This is a genomic window from Sphingomonas flavalba (assembly GCF_004796535.1).
Classification (GTDB): Bacteria; Pseudomonadota; Alphaproteobacteria; order Sphingomonadales; family Sphingomonadaceae; genus Sphingomonas_L; species Sphingomonas_L flavalba.
Genome location: NZ_SPHY01000001.1, coordinates 245,325 through 265,486 on the forward strand (window position 1 = coordinate 245,325; position 20,162 = coordinate 265,486).

The window sequence follows — 20,162 nt, forward strand, 5'->3', positions numbered from 1 at the left end:
GTCCGCTTGCGATAGCCGGTAGACCGTCGCGTTGACAGTCAGACCGAATATATTTTAGGCCTATAATAGCTGCAAGGGAGCGCACCGGTGGCGACCGAAAGCTACGACCAGTATCGCGAAGAGGTGATCGGCCGCGCCAACGTGGCGGACACGGACGAGCTGGTCGATTTCTATCGCGACCTGCAACAGCAACACGCCGGCGCGCTGTGGACCGTCGCCAACAAGATCGAGCCGTGGGAGCCGGCCTCCCCCTCCGTCCCCATCGTCTGGCATTACGACCGGCTGCGCGCCCATGTGCTGCGCGCGCTCGACCTGGTGACGCCGGAACAGGCCGGCCGGCGCGTCGTCTATCTCGCCAATCCGGGGCGGGCGGACGTGACCGCTGCGGTCGGCTGGCTCTATTCCGGCATCCAGGTCATGGCGCCGGGCGAGCTGGCGTCCAGCCACCGCCATTCCGCCTCGGCGCTCCGCTTCATCATGGAAGGGTCCGGCGCCTTCACCAATGTCGACGGCCACAAAATGACGCTCGGCCGCAATGATTTCGTGCTGACCCCGAACGGGACCTGGCACGAACATGGCGTCGCCGAGGACGGCACGATCTGCACCTGGCAGGACGGGCTGGATATTCCCCTGATGAATGCGCTCGACGCCAATTTCTACGAGGTCCATCCAGACCTGCAACAGGCGGTGACGTTCCCGATCGACGATTCGACCGCGAGCTGGGGCAACCCGGCGCTGAAGCCGGCGGGCGAAACCTGGTCGAAACGCTATTCACCGCTGCTCAAATATGAATGGGCGCCGACCTACGAGGCACTGCTGCGCTACAGTCGGGTAACCGACGGCTCGCCCTATGACGGCATCCACATGGACTTTGTAAACCCGTTCACCGGCGATCCGCCGATGCTGACGATGGGCGCGTCGATGCAGTTGCTACGCCCCGGCGAGCGCACCAAGGCGCACCGTGAGGTCGGCTCGTTCGTCTATCAATGCGCCAAGGGTGCCGGCCATTCGATCGTCAACGGCAAGCGGCTCGACTGGAAGGAGCGTGACATCTTTGTCGTCCCGTCCTGGATGTGGCACGAACACGCCAATGCCTCCGCCAGCGAGGATGCCTGCCTGTTCTCGTTCCACGACCTGCCGGTGATGCACGCACTCGGCCTGTACCGGGCCGAAGGCCTGGCCGAGAATAGCGGCCACCAGCCGGTTCTTCCCTGATTTCCCGCTTCCCCGAAAGGATTGCCATGCGTCTCGTCACCTATCGCGCCACCATCGAAGCGGAGAGCCGACTCGGCGTACTGGTCGACGATCTGGTCGTCGATGTCGCTGCGCTCGGCGCCCGCGCCGACGTACCGATGCCGTCGCGGATGCTGGATTTCATCGATCTCGGCCCGGTCGCCCTTGCCGAGTTGAAGGCCCTGCTGGCGGCGGCGAACGGCCGCTGGCCGGTTGGCGGCGCGTTGCCGATCGACAATGTGATGCTGCTCGCGCCGATCCCGCGCCCGCGCAAGAACCTGTTCGGTATCGGCCTCAACTATGTCGAGCATGTCGACGAAAGCGCCCGCTCGCTCGACACCGCCAAGGAGTTGCCGAAGCAGCCGATCATCTTCTCCAAGCCGCCGACCTGCGTCGTCGGCCCCGGCGACCCCGTGGTCCACAACGGCGCAATCACCCAGCAGCTCGACTGGGAGGTGGAACTGGCCTGCGTGATCGGGCGCAGCGCAAGGCGCGTGTCGGCCAACGCGGCGCTGAACCACGTGTTCGGCTACACCGTGTGCATCGACATCAGCGCCCGCGACAACCGCCGCGCCGGCCAGTGGATCTATTCGAAGGGCATGGACAGCTACGCGCCGCTCGGGCCGTGCATCGTTACCGCCGATGACATCCCCGATCCGCAGACGCTTGACTTGTGGCTGACCGTCAACGGGGTGGAGAAGCAGCGGTCGAACACCCACCACATGCTGTTCGACGTCGCCACCCTGATCGCCGACATCAGCCAGGGCATTGCGCTCGAACCCGGCGACATCATCGCCACCGGCACGCCGGCCGGCGTCGGCGCCGGGCGCGATCCGCAGGAATGGTTGTGGCCCGGTGACGTGATCGAGGCCGGCGTCGACGGCATCGGCAGGTTGCGCCACCCCGTCGTCGCCGGCTGAGCGCGACAGCCCGCGCACAGACGTCATCCCGCCTGCGCTGCCCAGAGCATATGCGCGTCGACTTCCAGCCGTAGCATCGCGCGCAATGCCTCGCCACGGGCGGTGATCTCCGCGCGGCGCGCCTCGCGCGCCTGCCTTTCCGCATAGAGCTGATCGGCAAGGTCAATCGCGCCCAGCGCGCGGCCGCGCACCGTACGGTCGGCAACCGCCTGTGCCTGCGCGGCCGCCTCGGCGATGTCTCTCCAGACATCGAGCAGCATTCGGGCGTTCGACAAGGCCGCGCTGGCCGCCGCCTCCACTTCTCGCTCGGTGGCCGTCAGTTCGAGCGCGACCGATCGCGCTGCAGCAGCGGCATCGTCGACAGCGGCGGCGCGGTGTCGCCCGCCAATCGGGATCGACGCGACCAGGCCGGCACCCTTTTCCATGCCGCCGCGCTCGCTGAACAGGCGAATGCCGAGCGAGGGGTCGGCAACCCGGTCCGCCCGCGCGCGATCGGCAAGCACGGCATGCCGGCCGGCTTCCGCTCGAGCTGCCGCGATCGCGTGGCTTTCCGTGACGGCCCGGTCGCGCAGTGCCGGCAAGCCATCTGCAAAGGCTGCCGGCTCGGCCAGCACCGGCGGGTCCACCGGCAGCGGCAGCTCCGGAAAGCTGGCCGCCAGGACCGCCCGTGCCGCTGCCGCCCGCGCCCGTGACTCCGCCATTTGCGCCCTCGCCAGCGCCAATGCCGATCGCGCGCGTTCCCCGTCGAGGGCAGCGGCGTCACGCAGGGCGATCTGTCGGCTCACCGCGGCCAGTGCCTGCTCCAGATTGGCGACCGCCTCCGCATCCGTCCGGGCCAGCGCCGTCGCGGTCAGCCAGTCGTACCACTGGCGTCCCAGCGTCAACGCCATCGCATGGCGAACGTCGGCAAGGCGATTGCGCGCTACATCGACGATGAGACCGCCCGCCCGGCGGTCGAGCGCCGCCTTGCCTGGCAGGCGGATCGGTCTGCTGATCGTCGCATCGAATTCACCGAACCGCCCCTCCATTTCAATCGACCGGCGGGCGTAACCACCCTCGACAGTGATCTCGTGCGGGCCGGCGCGCAGCATGTCGGCCTGCGCGCGCGCCGCATCGAGCCGGGCGGCGGCGGCAAGGACCGTCGGGTGATTGTCGAGCGCAGCGGCGACGAGTTCCGGCACCGGCAGGTCGGTGCGCTGACCATGGGCGGCCGCGCTGGCCAACAATACCGCGCTGAGCGCGCCAACCCATCCCAGGCGGGCAGATCCCCTCATGCTATCCGCCCCGCCGCCAGCACCGGCGTGACCTGCCAGCGCACGGGCCCGCTACGCTGAAGTGCCGCTACCCGGGCAACAAGTGCGTCGACCGCATTTCCCGGAACGATCAGGGCAACTGCCGCGCGATCGAGCTGTCCGGCGACCTGCTCAGCGGTGCAGGCATCACTGAAATCACGCCCGAAGACGGTTTCGGGGCGGAGATGAACGATCCCGCCGGATTCATCCCGCATCGCCTGGGCGAGCGGCGCGCCGTCAGCGGCGACACAGTAGAAGGTGAGCATCATATCAGGCATGGCCAGCCTCCTCGGCGGCTTCGCCGAATCGTTCGAACAGCATCGGCAGCAGGACGAGCGTCAGCAGCGTCGAGGTGACGAGGCCGCCGATCACCACGATCGCCAGCGGCCGCTGGATTTCCGAGCCGGGACCGGTGGCAAACAGTAACGGGACAAGACCGAATGCGGCGATGCTCGCCGTCATCATCACCGGCCGAAGGCGGCGCTCGGCCCCCAGCCGCACGGTCTGTGCCATCGGCATGCCTTGCGCCCGCAACTGCCGGAAATAGGTGACCAGCACCAATCCGTTCAGCACTGCGATGCCGAGCAGGGCGATGAAGCCGACCGACGCCGGCACCGATAGATATTCCCCCGACACCCAGAGGGTCAGAATGCCACCGACCAGTGCGAACGGGATATTGGCGATGATCAAGGCGGAAGCGCGCAGCGAACGGAGCGTGGCGACCAGCACGAGGAAGATCAGTAGCAGCGCGACCGGCACGACCAGCATCAGCCGGGCCGACGCCCGCTGCTGATTCTCGAACTGCCCGCCCCAGACAAGACGGTAGCCCTGCGGCAAAGTGATCTGCTCCGCAACGGCCGCCTTCGCTTCATCGACATAGCCGACCAGATCGCGGCCGGAGACGAAGGCCTGAACCAGCGCGTAACGCGCACCGTCCTCATGGTCGACCTTCACCGGACCGGCGACGCGGGACACGTGCGCCAGGTCGCTGACCCGGGCCAGGCTGCCGTCCGGCGAGCGCAGCATCAGGTCGGCAAAGCGCGCTGGGTCGTTGCGCAGCGTGTCGTCGCCACGGACGATGATCGGCGTCCTGCGCTGGCCTTCGGCGACGATGCCTGCATCCATTCCCTCAAGCTGGGCGCGCATCGCGTCCTGCAGCGTATCGATCGGCATGCCGGCGCGCCCGGCCGCCAGACGGTCGATATCGATCTGCAGATAGTCGACCGTGTCGTTGGCAACGGTCAACACCTCCGACGCGCCACGCACCCGCGACAACACTGCCTGCACGCGCCCGGCAAGATCGGCGAGCGTGCCCAGATCCGGGCCGAAGATCTTGATCGCCAAGTCCCCGCGCGCACCGGTCAGCATTTCCGATACCCGCATCTCGATTGGCTGGGTGAAACTGACATCAGTGCCAGGCAGGGCATGCATCGCCTCGCGCATGCCGGCGACGATGTCGTCCTTGTCGCCACGCCATTCGGCGCGCGGCTTCAGCATGACGAAGCTGTCCGCCTCACCCAACCCCATCGGGTCGAGGCCGATCTCGTCGGTGCCGACGCGGGTGATCACCGCCGTCACCTCCGGTACCTTTGCCAGGATCGCCCGCTGTGCGGCCTTGTCCATCTCGATCGACCGGTCGAGGCCGATGCTCGGAAGCTTTGCGGTCTGCATGACGACGGACCCCTCGTCCATGGTCGGCATGAAGGTCTTGCCGACCGCACCATAGGCAGCCACCGCCGCCAGCAAGCCGCCGCCGGCCAGCACGTAGACCACCGGCTTGTTGGCGAAGGCTGCGTCGAGCAGAGCGCGATAGCGCGGCATCAACACTCGCATGATCCATGGTTCGCCGTGCCGGCCCGAACGCAGGCCGAACGACGCCAGCACCGGCACCAGTGTCAACGCGATCAGCAGCGACGCGATCAGCGCGATGATGATCGTCAGCGCGACCGGGCCGAACAGCTTGCCCTCCAGCCCTTCGAGCGACAGCAGCGGCAGAAACACCAGCGCGATGATCAGGATGCCGGCCGCGACCGGCACGATGACGTCGCTGGTCGCCCGGAACACCTGGTTGAGGCGTGGGCGGTGATCGGCGGGATCGGCGCCGTTCAGGCGCTCCACGACATTTTCGACAACCACGACCGCGCCGTCGACCAGTATGCCGATGGCGATCGCCAGGCCACCGAGACTCATCAGGTTTGCCGTCAGCCCGACCCCACGCATGACGAGGAAGGTGATCAGCGCGGCAAGCGGCAAGGTGGCGGCGACGATGGCGGCGGCACGCCAGTCGGCAAGGAACAGGATCAGCAGGATGGCGACGAGCACCGTCGCCTCGAGCAGCGCCTTCTCCACGGTGCCGACTGCCCGGTCGATCAGGTCGGACCGATCGTAAAAGACATGAATGTCGGTGTCGGCCGGCAGGGTCGCCTGCACTTCGGCAAGCCGGATCTTGACCCCGTCCACAACGCGTCGCGCATCGGCGCCGCGCAGGGCAATCACCAGCCCCTGCACTGCTTCGCCCTGCCCGTCCTTGCTGACCGCGCCGTAACGGGTGACGCTGCCGATGCCGACCTCGGCGACATCGCCCAGTCGAACGACCTTGCCGTCATGCGTCCGCAGTACCTGCGCCTGCAGATCGGCTACCGTTCGTATGGCGCCGACCGCGCGGACGATCAATACATCCTCGCCGTCGCCAAGGCGCCCTGCGCCGTCGTTGCGGTTGCCCGCTTCGATCGCTTCACGCAGCTCAGCCATGCCCAGCCCGGCGGCAGCCAGCGCCACCGGGTCCGGCCGCACCTCGAACGCCTTCGCATGTCCGCCCAGCACGTTCACATCGGCAACGCCCGGAACGGTGCGCAGCGCAGGGCGGATCGTCCAGTCGAGCAGGCTGCGCTTGGCCTCCAGCGACAACGGTCCCTCGATCGTGAACATGAACAGTTCGGACAGCGGCGTCGAAATCGGCGCGAGGCCGCCGGTGACCGCCGGCGGCAGTTCGGCCATCACACCGGACAACCGCTCCGTCACCTGCTGGCGCGCCCAGTAGATGTCCGCGCCGTCCTCGAAATCGATGGTAATGTCGGCAAGGGCATATTTGGCGAGCGACCGCAGCACGACTTGTCGCGGAATGCCCAGCATCTCCATCTCGATCGGCGTAATGACGCGGGTCTCGACCTCCTCCGGCGTCATGCCCGGCGCCTTCAGGATGATCTTCACCTGTGTCGGCGCGATATCGGGGTAGGCATCCACCGGCAGCTTGACGAAAGCCCAGGCACCAAGCGCCGCGACGATCCCCGCGACCAGCAGGACGAGCAGCCGGTAGGATAGCGAATGGGCAACGAGCGCACGCAGCATCTGCGAATCAATCCGCCGCCGCGAGCGATTTTAGCTCACTCACCGCACTTACGGCCACCTGCTCACCGGGTTTCAGGCCAGACAGCACCACCTGCGCCCCATCCGCACCACTGCCGCCCTCACCAAGACGGACCGGGCGTGCCACCACCCCCGCCTTCGTCCTGACGAAGGCAAGAGTGCTATCACCCAATCGGGCGATCGCCGCCGCTGGCACCCGCACCGCGCTATCCGGCGCCGGTCCCAACACCGACAGGGTCAGCGACTGGCCGGATCGCAGCTCGGCGGAAGCCGGGAAGCGGGCGGTCAGCGTTGCCGACCGCGTCTGCGGGTCGAGCGCGGTGCCGACCGCGACAACCTGCCCTTCCAAGCCGGGGCCCGCGATGACCCGCATGCCGGGGTGAACACGGCCAATCAGGCGCTGCGGCAATTGCGCTCGTGCCTGTAGCGGTCCGGCCCCGTCGATCACGAACGGCGCAGCCCCAAGATCGAGCGCCTTGCCGGTTTCGATCGTCATCGCGCTGATTCGTCCGCCGATCGGCGCGGTCAGCGAATAGCTGCCAGCGGGCGATCCGTTAGCCATGCCGACCAGCCGTGTGCGTTCCTGAACGTCGATTTCCGCCTCGCGCAGGGTGGCGCGCGCCTCATCCAGGCGGGCAGCAGCGACGATGCCCTCTCGGTTCAACTGCCCGATCCGGTCGGCGCTGGCCCGCGCCACGGCGAGACGCGCCCGCGCCCGCGCCAGATCGGAGCCGAGCGACACCATGTCGCGGCTCGATACCGTCGCCAGCGTCTGCCCGGTGCGTACCACGTCGCCCTCCACGACATGGATCCGCGTGACGATGCCGGGCAATTGCGCGGTGACGGCAACCCGGGCGTTCGGTGGCGGCGCAATCTGTGCCGGCAGGGCGGCGATCGGTTCGGTCAGCGCCGGCTCCGCCGTGGCGAAGCGCAGCGACAGGGCAGTGATCTGATCCCCCGTCAGGGCGATGTCGCCGGACGTCGCGGTACGCGCCGCGGACGGCGCGCTGTTCCCGACGCCGTCACTCCCTCGATCGGAGAGCAGCAGCCAGCCAGTGCATGCCAGCGCAACGGTGCCGACGGCAGCCACCCAACGCCCTTTAGTCCTGATCATGGCGGGCAGCTAGGCGCGGAAAACTGACGGCCCCCTGACGAAGGGTCAGCTTTTTGCGAAGATCAGCCGCAGTTCGCGCTTGCCTTCGTCGGCGGCAAGGCGCCCGCCATGCGCGGCCATAATCCGCGACACGATCGCCAGACCAAGGCCGGCGCCGTTCGCACTCGCATGGTCGGCACGACTGAGGCGCTGGGTCATTTCGTGCAGGCGCGCGGCGGACAGACCGGGGCCGCCATCGCGGACCGCCAGTTCGGCCGCGCGATCGGCCAGGATGACGACCGGCGCGCCGGCATCGGTCACCCGCAGCGCATTTTCAACCAGGTTCCGCAGCGCGGCGGCAACGCTTTCCCGGCGCCCCCGGATGGTGCCTGCCCGTTCTCCGCGCAGCTCCAGCACCTTACCGTCGGCGAGCGCCGCCGGCGCCATCCGCGCAACCACGTCGCCGGCCACCTCGACCAGATCCACATCGTCGGGCGGCAGGTGCGCCGCCGCTTCAGCATCGATCTGGGCAAGCAGCATCAACTGGTCGATCAGCCGGCGCATCGCCGCCACGTCGGCACGCATCGCTTCGGCGCGCGGATCATCCAGCCCGTCAAGCTCCAGCGAAAGCAGGGTCAGCGGCGTGCGCAATTCATGGGCGATATCGGCGGCGAAGGCTTCATGAGCGGCGGCGGCTCGGTCGACCCGGTCGAGCAAGCGGTTGACGGCGTCGGCGAAGGGCACCGTTTCGACCGGCAATGTCGATGCGTCGACCCGCACGCCGCGCGCTTCGCCGCTTGCGGCGTTGATCCGCGCGGCCGCCTCCTCCAACGGCTGCACCCCGCGCCGGATGGCCCACCGCCCCGCGAGCACCGTCGGGATCGCAAGCAGCACCATCGGCAGGCCGATATGTTCGAGCAATTCATAGGCCGATCGCCGCAGCCGAGCGAGATCGGCGAAATGCAGGATCGAGATCTGATATTCGACCCAAATGAAGACGAGCAGCAGGAACAACCCGGTAGCAGACACCAGCGCAAGGCTGCGCATCAGCCGACCAAGGATCGACTCCTGACGCTTCACGGTACATCCTTCAGCAGGTAGCCGACGCCGCGAACGGTGTGGAGTTGGCCGTGCGCGCCGGCCTCGTCCAGCTTGCGGCGCAGGCGGGAAACGCTCGCCTCGATTGCGTTGGGGGTGACCGCCTCGTCGAAACGATAGAGCGCGCTTTCCATCGCGCGGCGACGCACCACCTGCCCCGCCTGGCGCAGCAGCAGCTCCAGCAGGTCGGCCTCTCGCCGGGTCAGGTCCAGCGCCCGCCCACCGACATGGGCGGTACGCCGGCTGCTGTCGTAGAAGATCTCGCCGACCTGCAGCACGGTGCCGGCGCGGCGGCCCGGCCGGCGCAGCATTGCGCGCAGCCGCGCCGCCAGTTCGTCCAATGCGAAAGGCTTGACCAGATAATCGTCGGCGCCGGCGTCAAGACCGTTGATCCGGTCCTCCAGCCCATCCCGCGCGGTCAGGATCAGCGCCGGCGGTTCTCCGCCCGGCGGACGGGCGCGGAGCCACGCCAAACCATCGCCGTCGGGCAGGCCCAGGTCGACGATCATCGCGTCGAACATGTCGGTGCCGAGCGCCGCATCGGCGTCGGCTAGCGACGCGACATGGTCACAGCGATAGCCGCGCTGATCCAGCCCCTCGGCGATCCGCTTCGCCAGCCGCGTATTGTCTTCGATGATCAGCAGCCGTGCCATGATCCATCTTCACCCGATATGGTCCCCTGCATGCAAGCCACGGGGCTGGCAAGCACCGGTACGACGCGTCAGGCCTGGCAGTGTGGCCCCCACAGCGGCAGGATGGTGGAAGGCGGTGGTGCCAGGGACGGAATCAAAATAACAAAATTTCTGCATACATTTGAACGAGATGACCATGCAGGGCCGGTGTGTCATACCGTCAAATGTACCGTCAGATGCTGCCCAATCAATGTGATTCCCAAACGACGAACCTTTTTGGCTCTGCGTGTTCGTCTGGAGGCGGTCCGTTCGCGCTACGCTACCTCGAGTCCAGAGATACGTGATTCCTCTAAGCTGGTAGGCATACCATGCGAGCACGGTGAAGATGACGCGGTTTTAGCGTTTTGCCCTTCGTGCACCCTGTCGGGCGAGTAAGAACATGCCGATTGCGAAAGGCAAAGCCGAACCTGCAACGATAGCCATGGATAACCCCAGCCGGTTCGGATCCTCAAAACCGAAGTCCGTAACTGCGGCGATGGCGGCGGGCCCGAACAGGGAGCCGACGATATTCGAAGCGAACACGTAGATCGCCACGATCTGACCGCGCATCGAGGTGGGAACCATAAGCTGGGTCAGGGCAGGAAGCAGTGTTCCATACGCCGTCTTCGCAAAGATGCCGACCGTAATGAACGCCAGCGCGAAGGCCGGGCTTTCCATCAATGGCGCGATGGCGAGGCAGCTTGCCACGATGACGATAATCACGAGAACAGAAAGCGCCCTCGCGACATCCGTGCCCTTCGAAGCGCGGTCGAGCAGATATCCACCGACGAACGGACCAATGGCGGCTGCCGCGAGATTGAGCGTGCCGTAATTTGCCGCGACGGTCTGCGGGTCCCATCCGAAGGTCCGCATGAAGAACGCCGGCGCCCAGGCGGCTGATCCATAGGTCACGAATGCACAAAGCGACGTTCCCAGCATCAACGGCAGGAAGACCCGCCACTCCTGCCGCAGAAAACCCAACGTGTCCCGGAAGCTCACACGCTCAACGACGGCCTCGCCCTCTGCCATCGCCCCGCGAAGGGGCTCCCTGAAGGTCAGCAGAATCAGCAGCGACAGCACAACACCGGGAAGGCCAAGCGCGATGAGGGTCAGTCGCCACGGCGCCCAATCCCCGATCCAGGGAAGCCCCGATGCGCCGCCGTTCTCGAAGAAGGCGAGTGCGAGGCCAACCGCAATGAGGCCGCCGCCGCCACCGACATACGCCCCGAAGGTGAATATACTGGTCGCGCGCCCGAGTTGACGTTTCGGGAACATGTCCGACGCCACGGAATAGGCAGCAGGCGTCAGCCCGGCCTCACCCACCCCCACGCCGATGCGGCAGAGGAACATCCAGATGAAGGATTGCGCCATGCCGCATCCAGCGGTGAATAGGCTCCACAGGCTGATACAGGCGGCAAGCAGCTTTTTCCGATTGGCGGAATCGGCAAGCTTGCCGAGGGGAATACCCATGACTGCGTAAAAGAGAGAAAAGGCCAGACCCTGCAGAAGGCTGAACTGGAAATCGGTGATATCGAGGTCTGCCTTGATGTCCTCCACGAGGAGCGACAGCGCCATTCGGTCCACGTAGGACAGAAAGAATCCGACGGCTATGAGCGCGGTGGCATACCAGCGATAAAACTGCCTGAGAACACGGCGGGCCTTCGCGTATCGGCCATCTGCTGCAGCATCCATCACGACCGACCTCCCTGAATCAGCTCGCGCCAGAGAGCGATGCCGTGAGGAAGGGCTTCGTCGTTGAAGTCATAGCGCGGATGATGAAGCGGCGCTGTCTGACCGTTGCCCATGAATATGAACGCGCCGGGCTTTTTCTCCAGGAAAAACGAAAAGTCTTCGGATGCCGCCAGCGCTTTCATGTTTCTCTCGACGGCCTCTTCCCCCACTAGTCTTGCTGCAGCATCAGCGAGCGTTTTCGCCTGCTTCGCGTGATTGATCGTGGGTGGATAGCCCCGAACATACGAGACCTCCCCGATCGCTCCGAAGGCTTGCGGGAGCTTTTCGGCCAGCTCTTCAACCCGGGACTGGCAGAGATCGCGCGCATGGGGAGACAAGGTTCTAACGGTTCCGCGAAGCCGGATAGACCCGGGCAGAACGTTGAACGCATCACCACCGTGAATCGACGTGACGGAAAGAACCGCCTGCTCGGAGGCATCCAGGTTGCGTGGAATGATGGTATGAAGCGCGCTGACCAGTTGGCTGGACGCAAGGACAACATCAACGCACTCGTGCGGACGCGCGGCATGTCCGCCGGGGCCTTTCAACTCGATGGTAAAGCGGTCCGACGCCATCAACACCGGGCCCGGCGAAAGCATGAAGCGGCCGATTTCGAGCGATGGCCAGTTGTGGAGACCGTAAATTTCGTCAATCTCGAAGCGGTCGAAAAGGCCATCCTCGATCATCGCGCGGGCGCCGCCACCGCCCTCCTCAGCCGGCTGGAAAATCAGCACCAGTGTGCCATCGAAATGCCGTTCAGCCGCCAACGCCTTTGCGGCACCGAGGAGCATGGCCGTATGTCCGTCATGGCCGCAGGCGTGCATCATGCCTTGTCGTGTCGAGGCATGGGCAACGCCGCTTTCCTCGACGATTGGCAAGGCATCCATATCCGCACGGATTGCGATGTTAGGGCCTTTCTGAGGGTTGCGACCATGGACCACACCCACCACGCCACTTTTCCCGATCCCCGTTTCCACGCGGTCGCAGCCGAATTCCACGAGCAAGGACGTAACCTTGTCGGCAGTGCGAAGGACATCGTAGTCGAGCTCGGGATGTTGGTGGATGTCCCGCCGCCATTCCCCGGCGCTTTGGATCAGTTCATCGTGCATCGGCTCGCCCTCGCAACACGTGCTTCTTCCCCGCAGTCGCGCCAGGGCTTTCGGACTCTGGCTGGCCGGAGCTCTGATTAGTCATTCGTGAAATGCAGCTGGGTCTGCGTCGTTACCGAAATTGTTCGGCCCGTTTCATCGCAGATCACTGTCGACCAGACGGATGTCCGTCGACCAACGTGGAGGGCATGCGTCCGCACCGTCAGGAAATCCCCCTTCGGCGCGGCGAGAAAGTTCGTTTTTGATTCCAGGGTGGATGTAAACTGGGCGGGACCAAGGTTTTGAACCGCCCCCATGCCTCCCATACTGTCTGCGATCGCCATGAGCGCACCGCCGTGGATACCGCCACGCGAATTCAGGAGGCGCTCGCCAAGTTCCACCCGCGCTTCTATGCGGGCTTTCTCCACCTCGAGCAGTTCGATGCCAAGCTGCTTCTGGAAGCCGAGCGTCGGCATCCTGCGAACCTCTTCCTCGGACCAGGAGCCGGGCCCCACACGCACCGCCATATTACGGGCGCTCTTTCGCGGCGCGGAGTCCAAGTGTCTGACGCGCATCTTCGGCCGTGCTGACTTCGAGCGACATCAGTTCAAGGATCTGCCGCATCTGCGCGACCTGCTCAGCATTGGACTTCGCCAGTTCCCCCTTTCGAAGATACAGATTGTCCTCCATGCCAACGCGTACGTTCGCGCCCATCGCCGCACCCATGGCGCAAAGCCGCGTCTGGTGCTTGCCGGCTGCAAGTATGGACCAGTGCCACTGATCGCCGAACAGTTGATTGGCAATTGTGCGCATGTGAACGACGTTGGCCGGATCGACGCCGATCCCCCCGCTGAAGCCGAACACCGTCTGAATGGTAACCGGCAGTTTCAGAACGCCCTGGGCGACAAAGTACGCCACATTATAGAGATGACCGATATCGTAGCATTCACACTCGAGTTTGGTCCCGCGCTGCCCAAGTTCGCGCGCGATTGCTTCAATCGTCCCTTCCGTATTGCGGTAGATCTTCTCCTTGTCGCTTGTGAAGAACGATTTTTCCCACTCGAATTTAAAGTCCTTGATCTTGCTGCCCATGGATGAGCGCCCCATGGGGGACATCGTCCCCATATTGAGCGAGGCCATTTCAGCCCCGCATTCAATGGCGCCTTCCATCCTCTGGGCCGGATCGCTCGGCCCGCTCGTCGTAATATTGATGATGACATCGGATTGGTCGCGGATCCTGTCCACGATCTCCTTGTAGACCTTCCCGCTCGAGGTCGGCCTGCCGTCCTCCGGATCGCGTGCATGAAGATGCACGATCGCGGCGCCGGCCCGCGCGGCGTCTACGGCCTGCCGCGCAATGTCCGCTGGCGTATACGGCAAATAGGGTGACATGGATGGTGCGTGCGCCGACCCGGTAACTGCGCATGTAATTATTGTTTTTCGCCCCATGCCACCCACCTATCAAACCAGTTCATACGAATACGATCGACCGGGCAGGCCAGGGTAAGCTTCACAGTGGACGCTGACCGTTCAATCGCTGACACCATAAGGGAAGCGCGTGTGCGCCCGGAACCTGCCTCAGTTATGGTGACGCCAATTGCGTTATGCGGCCCCTCGGGTACCGAACCGCTAGCAGAGACGCATGTAGTTCTTTGGCGGCCTCCCGAAGTGCCGCTTGAAAGCCGTGCAGAAGTTGGACGCATGGCAATAGCCGACCTTATATGCCACCTGCTTCAGCGGCATGTTTTCCGACTCAAGGAGTGTCCTCGCGCGTTCCATCCGGCGACTTGTGATATATTGATTGAGGCTCACGCCGAGACCTTCGCGGATCTCGACCGATAAATCCTGCGGCTGCATACCGAATGTCGCGGCGAGATCGCACAGGGATGGCGGATTGGGGAGGCTCGCCTCGATCAGCGTTCTTATGCGCTCGAGGCGGTCAACCGCTACGTCCCTGCGCACCAGGAAGCTGCCATCCGTGAGCAGTGTATCAAGGCTGAGACAGGCGATTTCCGTAGACTTGGCGGTGATGAAGGCTTTCGCGACCCGCCGGTCAACGGAATGATGAAACAGATTTTCTGTGGCAGACATCAATGTGTACGGAAGGGGGCGTGCGTACCAAAAGACATCACTTCTGTCGCCGCTGATCGAAGAGATGCCCGGCAGATCCATCGCGCTGAAGTCGCATAGCGACGACAATCCGTGCGGCCACATCCCAATCGTCAATGAAATCTCGTCTGCGTCATCACTCCAGACGCTGCGCTTTTTCAATCCCGGAGGATGATAGAAGATAGCCAAGGTTGGCTCGGCCAACTCGTAACTATGCGCGCCGAGTTCGATACGACGTTTCCCGGAAAGGTGAAGCAGGAATATGATCCGGCCAAGACCAACCTGGTCATCGCTGAAGCCGCACTTCGGCCGCAGGTTTCGTATCGTGAGGCCGAGGTTTTGGTCCTGGCAGTAGACATCGAACTGGCCGGCCGCCTTCTCGGGTGGAGGCAGCATGCTGAAACTATCAAGCGCCGCAGCCGGGTCAGCCTTCAGGATACGGAAACTACTGCCCTGGCTGATCCGCGCAAGAAATTCATCATCCGCGATCATCTGACGTCGCTATGACCGGACCTGATGAAAGCGGCGAGCACGCCAAATTGAAAACAACGTCCACCTCCCATGATATCCCGTCCCGTGGAGCAGATTACGCGATGCATCCGCCGGAGCCAAGCCGTGAAACCGACACTTGCCAGCTCCGGGGATGCCTTCGTCAGGGCCGAGAGTTCCGCCGCTCAGAATTCAGCTGTCAGCGAGACACGGAAGACCCTGCCCATGGTATCAAAGAGGCCGTGCCTCGTCTGAAGATTCTGAATGGCCCCGCCCGAAATCGACGTTCCGAGCAGTGTCGGGTCCCGATTCAGAATATTATTGACGATAAAGCTCAGCTTTGACTTCACGTTGCCAGCCTGGATTCCAAACGCCACGGTCCCGTCAAAGTATATTGCCCCATTTATATTATTATTGTTGATCGTCCTGTTTTCCAATGTCGAGGCCGGGCAGGCGCTCTCACATTCCACATAGCTTTTCGAGTACACAAGATCGCTGACGCCTCTCGCGCTGAGCGACAGCGATACGGGATCAGCGTTGTAGTAAGCGGTAACGCGGTACGTCCATTTGGGCGTTTCGAGTTCACCGACCCTGTTATAGGGCGTCAGCACAAGATCATCGACGATGTTCTTCATGTTGCGGACGAATGACGCGTGCACCCGGAACGTTCCCGGCACATTTTCGGCTATGTCCGACAGACGCAGGGCATAGCTGGCCTGGATATCGAGACCACTTGCCCGCCTGCTTCCGAAATTGACGGGAGTGACGAGGACTGTATCCAGCTGATTTCCATCAAAAACCAGACGATCACAGAATTGCGTGATTCCGGAGTAACACCGGTCAATGATGGACTGATAACCTACGCTGCCGATAACGTCATTTATGTCGATGTTCCAGTAATCGAGCGATGCGGTGAAGCCGCTCATGAAACTGGGTCTCAGCACGGTGCCAGCGGTCCATGTCTTCGCCTTCTCAGGCTGAAGATCGACGTTTCCGAGCGTTGCGATACGCGCAAGAATGTATCCCGGCACGGGCGCGTTCCCGGGAAGCGTCACGCCCTGCAGCACGCCGGACGGGTTGGCAAACAGCTCCTCGAGGTTCGGCGCGCGAATGTCGCGGCTATACGATCCGCGGAACTCGATATCCGGTATCGGGGAGTATGTCGCACCGACTTTCCATGTCTGCACCGAGCCGGAGGTCGAATAATCCGTGAAACGTCCGGCGAGGTTGAGGTCGAACCCCTTGAAGAAAGGAAGAGACGTCTCGACGAACGCCTCCTTGACATTTCGTTCACCACGGTTCACCCGGTAGTTGCCGAACCGCCATCCACTGCTGGAGGTTTCGCCAACCGTACCGCGCGCCTTTTCCTCGCGCCATTCCGCACCGAGAGCGACAGATGCCGCGCCACCGGGCAGTTCGAAGATTTCGCCGCTGAGCGCTACTGCGGCAACATCCTGCGTGAAGCGCTGCTTTCTCCAAGGCTGCTCGGGACCGAAAACGTAATCGAGCGAAGCCTGGGATGGCTGATTGCGTCCCAGCAGGTCGATGGGCACGCAGCCGTTTGCGGGATCCGCGATGGACGAGCGGCAGACGACCTCGCCGCCGACTTCAACCGAATCCAACGCGAGATTGAACCGCGCATTATTCAGTGAATTTACGGCGCGCTCATGCGTCTTGGTCACACCATGTTGATAATAAGCGTCCCAAGACCAATCGCGTCCAAAGAGGCTGAAATCACCGGTTGTGCCGAGCACATAGCGGAAGGCATCGCGAGAATTGCGACTTCCGTTCTTGTACTCGGTCCAGAGACCCACATTGATCGTTTCGAGGCCGTTGGCGTTCATCGCCGCCGCGACGTCAGGGTACTGCGTCGTGAGGAAACCGTTGTTGGCCCCCACGGTGATATTCAGAAGGTCGGACGAGTTGTAACCGAGATTGTTATATCCGCTCCAGGAGAACTGACCGTAAACCTTTGCGGAAGGCGACAGCGCATAGGATACACGGCCGAAAACGCTGGAGCGTTCCTGGCCGGGATACAGGGACGAAGAACCGACACCGATCTGATCCGTCAATCGCCAATCACCGCCGATCATGAACGGAGACGACGTCGCACTAAGCACGCCGTAATTGAGCTGCTTTGTAACGCCATCGTCGGTGAAGTATGTCCCCCGCAATGGGCCGCTGGTAATCAATCCACCCCAGATCCGGTTGGAGAGGCCAATGCCGGGCCCGACATAATACTGGGGCAGGCCATTGCCCGCTACATAGGCTGGATTGTTCATGATGTTATAGCCGTGCCGCTGCCAGTCGCGATCGATCGAATGGATCCCGTCCTGGTGCGCATATTCGGCGTTGAGGAGGATCTTCACACGGTCTTCGAGAAGCGAAAATCCCGCGGTGCCGCTCAGACGATAGTTGTGACCGTCACCGTAGGTCGAGATGCCGCTATCGACCCCGAGCTTAACGCCTTCGAAATTCTCGTTGAGGATGAAGTTGATCACGCCGCCGACGGCGTCAGAGCCATATTGAGCGGACGCGCCTCCGGTGACCACTTCAACGCGCTCGACAAGGCCTTGCGGGAAGGTGTTGACGTCGACCAGACCAGAAAACGAGCTGGGCGCAACACGCTGCCCGTTGAGAAGAATCAGTGTTCGAGACGTCCCGAGGCCACGAAGGTTGACCGCATTGATACCGGCATTGCCCGTCGAAATCTGCCGCGAACTGTCGGCTGAGCTGTGGCTGCCGGCGGCACTGACGGACGGGAGGACAAACACGATGTCGGCAATGTTTGCAGGCTTCCGCGCTTCGATATCTTCGGCACCGATCACACTCACGGGAACGGGAGAATCATATCCCTCCCGCATGATCCGCGATCCGGTAACAACGATCTCGGGGCTATCGAGCGTCGCGACCGCCCCTTGCGGCTCTGCACCGCCTTCTGGGTCGGAAGACTGCGCAAATGCCGCCGGGCTCAGCGTGACTGCCAGCGCCAATGCTGCGCCGCCGCACACGTGCCTTGCGGCGAGCGGGTAGAGCAATGAAGATCCGAGAAGTTGGGCCTTGCCATCTTTTGCAAGCATTTGGCTCAGAAACATCGATAACGCCCCTTTGTAAGTTGTTGTCGCCTTAGTCCGACTCTTCCTGTGCCCATTCAGCATAGGAGGCGTCGACTTGCGCCGCATCGAACCATGATTATGGACGGCTGCATTTCATTATTCCCTCGCGCACGTGCTGCGATCCCGGCCCAAACGGGGCATCGGGATCACAGTGCCACGGTGCGCGTTTCGCACCTGCCAGCAGCCGCAGACGTGCTTGTGGGCTCTTTTTCCGGGAGCCCGATACCGGCTTCAAACGGACTTATTTTGGTGCGTAGACGCCAATCCCTGTCACGGTCCAGGGAGACTTCCCTTCCGACAACCGCTCGTGAAACCGCGCGTCCCAGAACTCGAGCATTCCCGGCAAAGGATTCCGGCCGGGCACAGCCATGCCATCACGAAACGTCATGAAAGCTCGGTCGCTGCTGCTGTAACGGGGCCAGAATGGCTGATCCAGCGTATTGGGATTGCCCGCTTTTGCAAATGAAGCCCAGTAAGTCTGCATGATATCGGAGACACGCAGATCTTCCTCGGTGGGCGTAATACCTGCCCAGTTGGCGAACAGGTGACGCTTATCGGCGCCATGATAAGCGCCCGCCTTGCCCTGCCACGGAGAGCGTTGATCGAAATAATAGAGATAGACGTCCGGCGTCACGCGCGAACTGTCTGCTGCGATCCTGTGCGCCGCATAAGTATAGAAACTGTCACGCATGGACGCCAGCCAGCGCCAATCGTCGCTCTTTTCATAGTCGCCGGCTGGATAGAGCGCGAGATATTCATCGGCATTCTTGCCGTAGAGCGTCTCTGTTCTTTTGCGGTAATCTGAGGCATCCTTCGGCACGACGGTTTTCCAGTCATCGCGCCCGGTGAGCAGGTTGTACTGCTCGTTGCTTGTCGAGCCGATCAGGATCGGAACATTATTGTGCTCCCCGCGCGCGAACGTCTCGGCAAGCTGCGAACGGAACACCCACCCGTCGAGCACGACTTCGGGGATGGCATCATAAACATCCTTATAGCCGTTCACCACGTCGATCACCTTCTGCGCGGGCAGAGCGCGCAACTGGGCAAGCGATTTGGCACCTGCCGCCCGCGCGAAAGCGACGCCTGCATCTTCAGCGGACGGCCGACCGTGGGCCGCCTGCTTCAGCGGCTGGAGGAATTTCAGGTAACCGCTGTGAGAAATCGCACGGTGGAACAGCCCTTTCGCGAGAGGGGAGGCGAGAAGATGCATCGTGCTGTACGCGCCCGCCGACAGCCCGAAAATTGTGACATTGCGGGGATCACCGCCAAAAGATGAAATATTGGACTGCACCCATTTGAGGGCTTCGACCTGATCGGTCGTACCGTAGTTGCCCGAGGCACGGTGAGGCGACTCCCGCGTCAGTTCGGGATGCGCATAATAGCCAAAAACACCGACGCGGTACGCAATGCTGACGACGACGACGCCTTTGCTTGCAAGGCTGGCGCCGTTCATGCGCGACGACCCCTCGAGCAGGCTGCCACCGTGGATCCACACCATCACCGGAAGCGATGCAAGCTTGTCCGCGCTCAGATTCGCAGGGGTCCAGACGTTGAGATAGAGGCAATCCTCGCTCATGTTGGCAGTGTCATCGCGACCAGCGTGGCGTGACGGCTGCATGCAACTTGGCGCAAAAGCAGTCGCCTGTCGCACGCCCTGCCAGGATTGAGTCCAGCTCTCCGCCGGCTTCCATCGAAGGCCGTTGATCGGTGGACGTGCGAAAGGAATGCCGCGGAAATCATAGACGGTGCTGTCGCCAGCCTGCACGGCCACGCCCTCGAGGCGCCCGAATGGGGTGCTCGCCGTCACGCCCTTCGCGATTGCCGGCGCCGACATGATGCACGCCAGGATGAAAAAGACCCCGAACAATCGCGCCATAGCCACTCCCCTTATATGACGTTTTCTTTGGGCATAATCTGGCCCTTACGAATTCATGAGACGTCCGCTGATGGTTTTCC

General features: G+C 63.2%; 15 protein-coding genes. 2 read left to right on the forward strand and 13 right to left on the reverse strand.

Translation table 11 applies throughout. The annotated features are described in order from the left end of the window. Nucleotides 1-87: 87 nt before the first annotated feature. Together E4A53_RS01145 and E4A53_RS01150 are read left to right on the forward strand one after the other, a co-directional pair. A complete protein-coding gene (locus E4A53_RS01145; RefSeq protein WP_136161267.1) occupies nt 88-1,215 on the forward strand; it encodes a cupin domain-containing protein in 1,128 nt (375 codons plus the stop codon). A 26-nt stretch (nt 1,216-1,241) separates the two neighbouring features. Next, the gene (locus tag E4A53_RS01150; RefSeq protein ID WP_136161268.1) at nt 1,242-2,153 is read left to right on the forward strand and encodes a fumarylacetoacetate hydrolase family protein; all 912 of its coding nucleotides are present in this window, start codon (nt 1,242-1,244) and stop codon (nt 2,151-2,153) included. A 23-nt stretch (nt 2,154-2,176) separates the two neighbouring features. On the opposite strand, the gene E4A53_RS01155 is transcribed toward E4A53_RS01150, so the two are convergent. The 13 genes from E4A53_RS01155 to E4A53_RS01215 form a co-directional block, all read right to left on the reverse strand. Further along, a complete protein-coding gene (locus E4A53_RS01155; RefSeq protein WP_136161269.1) occupies nt 2,177-3,427 on the reverse strand; it encodes a TolC family protein in 1,251 nt (416 codons plus the stop codon). Next, entirely contained in the window at nt 3,424-3,723 is a 300-nt protein-coding gene (locus E4A53_RS01160) for a DUF3240 family protein (RefSeq protein ID WP_136161270.1), read from the reverse strand. The genes E4A53_RS01155 and E4A53_RS01160 overlap by 4 nt, the downstream gene beginning before the upstream one ends. Then, nucleotides 3,716-6,793, reverse strand: coding sequence for an efflux RND transporter permease subunit (locus E4A53_RS01165; protein WP_136161271.1), 3,078 nt, complete (start codon nt 6,791-6,793; stop codon nt 3,716-3,718). Before E4A53_RS01165 ends, E4A53_RS01160 begins: the two co-directional genes overlap by 8 nt. A 7-nt stretch (nt 6,794-6,800) precedes the next feature. After that, complete coding sequence (locus E4A53_RS01170; protein WP_239018074.1) at nt 6,801-7,901, reverse strand: efflux RND transporter periplasmic adaptor subunit; 1,101 nt, start codon at nt 7,899-7,901, stop codon at nt 6,801-6,803. 69 nt (nt 7,902-7,970) lie between these two features. Beyond that, nucleotides 7,971-8,984 (reverse strand): sensor histidine kinase, encoded by a 1,014-nt coding sequence (locus tag E4A53_RS01175; RefSeq protein WP_136161273.1) that lies wholly within the window; start codon nt 8,982-8,984, stop codon nt 7,971-7,973. Beyond that, on the reverse strand, nt 8,981-9,655 hold the full coding sequence (locus E4A53_RS01180) for a winged helix-turn-helix domain-containing protein (RefSeq protein ID WP_136161274.1): 675 nt from the start codon (nt 9,653-9,655) through the stop codon (nt 8,981-8,983). Before E4A53_RS01180 ends, E4A53_RS01175 begins: the two co-directional genes overlap by 4 nt. Before the next feature lie 375 nt (nt 9,656-10,030). Further along, the gene (locus E4A53_RS01185; RefSeq protein WP_239018083.1) at nt 10,031-11,365 is read right to left on the reverse strand and encodes a spinster family MFS transporter; all 1,335 of its coding nucleotides are present in this window, start codon (nt 11,363-11,365) and stop codon (nt 10,031-10,033) included. Next, nucleotides 11,365-12,513, reverse strand: coding sequence for a M20 aminoacylase family protein (locus tag E4A53_RS01190; protein WP_136161276.1), 1,149 nt, complete (start codon nt 12,511-12,513; stop codon nt 11,365-11,367). The genes E4A53_RS01185 and E4A53_RS01190 overlap by 1 nt, the downstream gene beginning before the upstream one ends. A 77-nt stretch (nt 12,514-12,590) precedes the next feature. Continuing rightward, nucleotides 12,591-13,019, reverse strand: a complete 429-nt coding sequence (locus tag E4A53_RS01195; protein ID WP_168694272.1) for a PaaI family thioesterase — start codon at nt 13,017-13,019, stop codon at nt 12,591-12,593. A 1-nt stretch (nt 13,020) separates the two neighbouring features. Further along, nucleotides 13,021-13,941, reverse strand: coding sequence for a beta-keto acid cleavage family enzyme (locus E4A53_RS01200; RefSeq protein WP_136161278.1), 921 nt, complete (start codon nt 13,939-13,941; stop codon nt 13,021-13,023). 180 nt (nt 13,942-14,121) lie between these two features. Continuing rightward, a complete protein-coding gene (locus tag E4A53_RS01205) occupies nt 14,122-15,093 on the reverse strand; it encodes a helix-turn-helix transcriptional regulator (protein ID WP_136161279.1) in 972 nt (323 codons plus the stop codon). A gap of 182 nt (nt 15,094-15,275) precedes the next feature. Next, nucleotides 15,276-18,185 carry a TonB-dependent receptor plug domain-containing protein gene (locus E4A53_RS01210; RefSeq protein WP_239018076.1) on the reverse strand — a complete coding sequence of 970 codons (2,910 nt, stop codon included), beginning with the start codon at nt 18,183-18,185 and terminating at the stop codon, nt 15,276-15,278. 262 nt (nt 18,186-18,447) lie between these two features. Next, complete coding sequence (locus tag E4A53_RS01215) at nt 18,448-20,082, reverse strand: carboxylesterase/lipase family protein (protein ID WP_136161280.1); 1,635 nt, start codon at nt 20,080-20,082, stop codon at nt 18,448-18,450. Nucleotides 20,083-20,162: the final 80 nt, after the last annotated feature.

What these genes read in the sequence shown, in the direction of transcription:
- E4A53_RS01150 (WP_136161268.1), top strand. Translation starts at nt 1,242, where the DNA reads ATGCGTCTCGTCACCTATCGCGCCACCATCGAAGCGGAGAGCCGACTC.
- E4A53_RS01155 (WP_136161269.1), bottom strand. Translation starts at nt 3,427, where the DNA reads ATGAGGGGATCTGCCCGCCTGGGATGGGTTGGCGCGCTCAGCGCGGTA.
- E4A53_RS01160 (WP_136161270.1), bottom strand. Translation starts at nt 3,723, where the DNA reads ATGCCTGATATGATGCTCACCTTCTACTGTGTCGCCGCTGACGGCGCG.
- E4A53_RS01165 (WP_136161271.1), bottom strand. Translation starts at nt 6,793, where the DNA reads ATGCTGCGTGCGCTCGTTGCCCATTCGCTATCCTACCGGCTGCTCGTC.
- E4A53_RS01180 (WP_136161274.1), bottom strand. Translation starts at nt 9,655, where the DNA reads ATGGCACGGCTGCTGATCATCGAAGACAATACGCGGCTGGCGAAGCGG.
- E4A53_RS01185 (WP_239018083.1), bottom strand. Translation starts at nt 11,365, where the DNA reads ATGGATGCTGCAGCAGATGGCCGATACGCGAAGGCCCGCCGTGTTCTC.
- E4A53_RS01190 (WP_136161276.1), bottom strand. Translation starts at nt 12,513, where the DNA reads ATGCACGATGAACTGATCCAAAGCGCCGGGGAATGGCGGCGGGACATC.
- E4A53_RS01195 (WP_168694272.1), bottom strand. Translation starts at nt 13,019, where the DNA reads ATGGCGGTGCGTGTGGGGCCCGGCTCCTGGTCCGAGGAAGAGGTTCGC.
- E4A53_RS01200 (WP_136161278.1), bottom strand. Translation starts at nt 13,941, where the DNA reads ATGGGGCGAAAAACAATAATTACATGCGCAGTTACCGGGTCGGCGCAC.
- E4A53_RS01205 (WP_136161279.1), bottom strand. Translation starts at nt 15,093, where the DNA reads ATGATCGCGGATGATGAATTTCTTGCGCGGATCAGCCAGGGCAGTAGT.
- E4A53_RS01210 (WP_239018076.1), bottom strand. Translation starts at nt 18,185, where the DNA reads ATGTTTCTGAGCCAAATGCTTGCAAAAGATGGCAAGGCCCAACTTCTC.
- E4A53_RS01215 (WP_136161280.1), bottom strand. Translation starts at nt 20,082, where the DNA reads ATGGCGCGATTGTTCGGGGTCTTTTTCATCCTGGCGTGCATCATGTCG.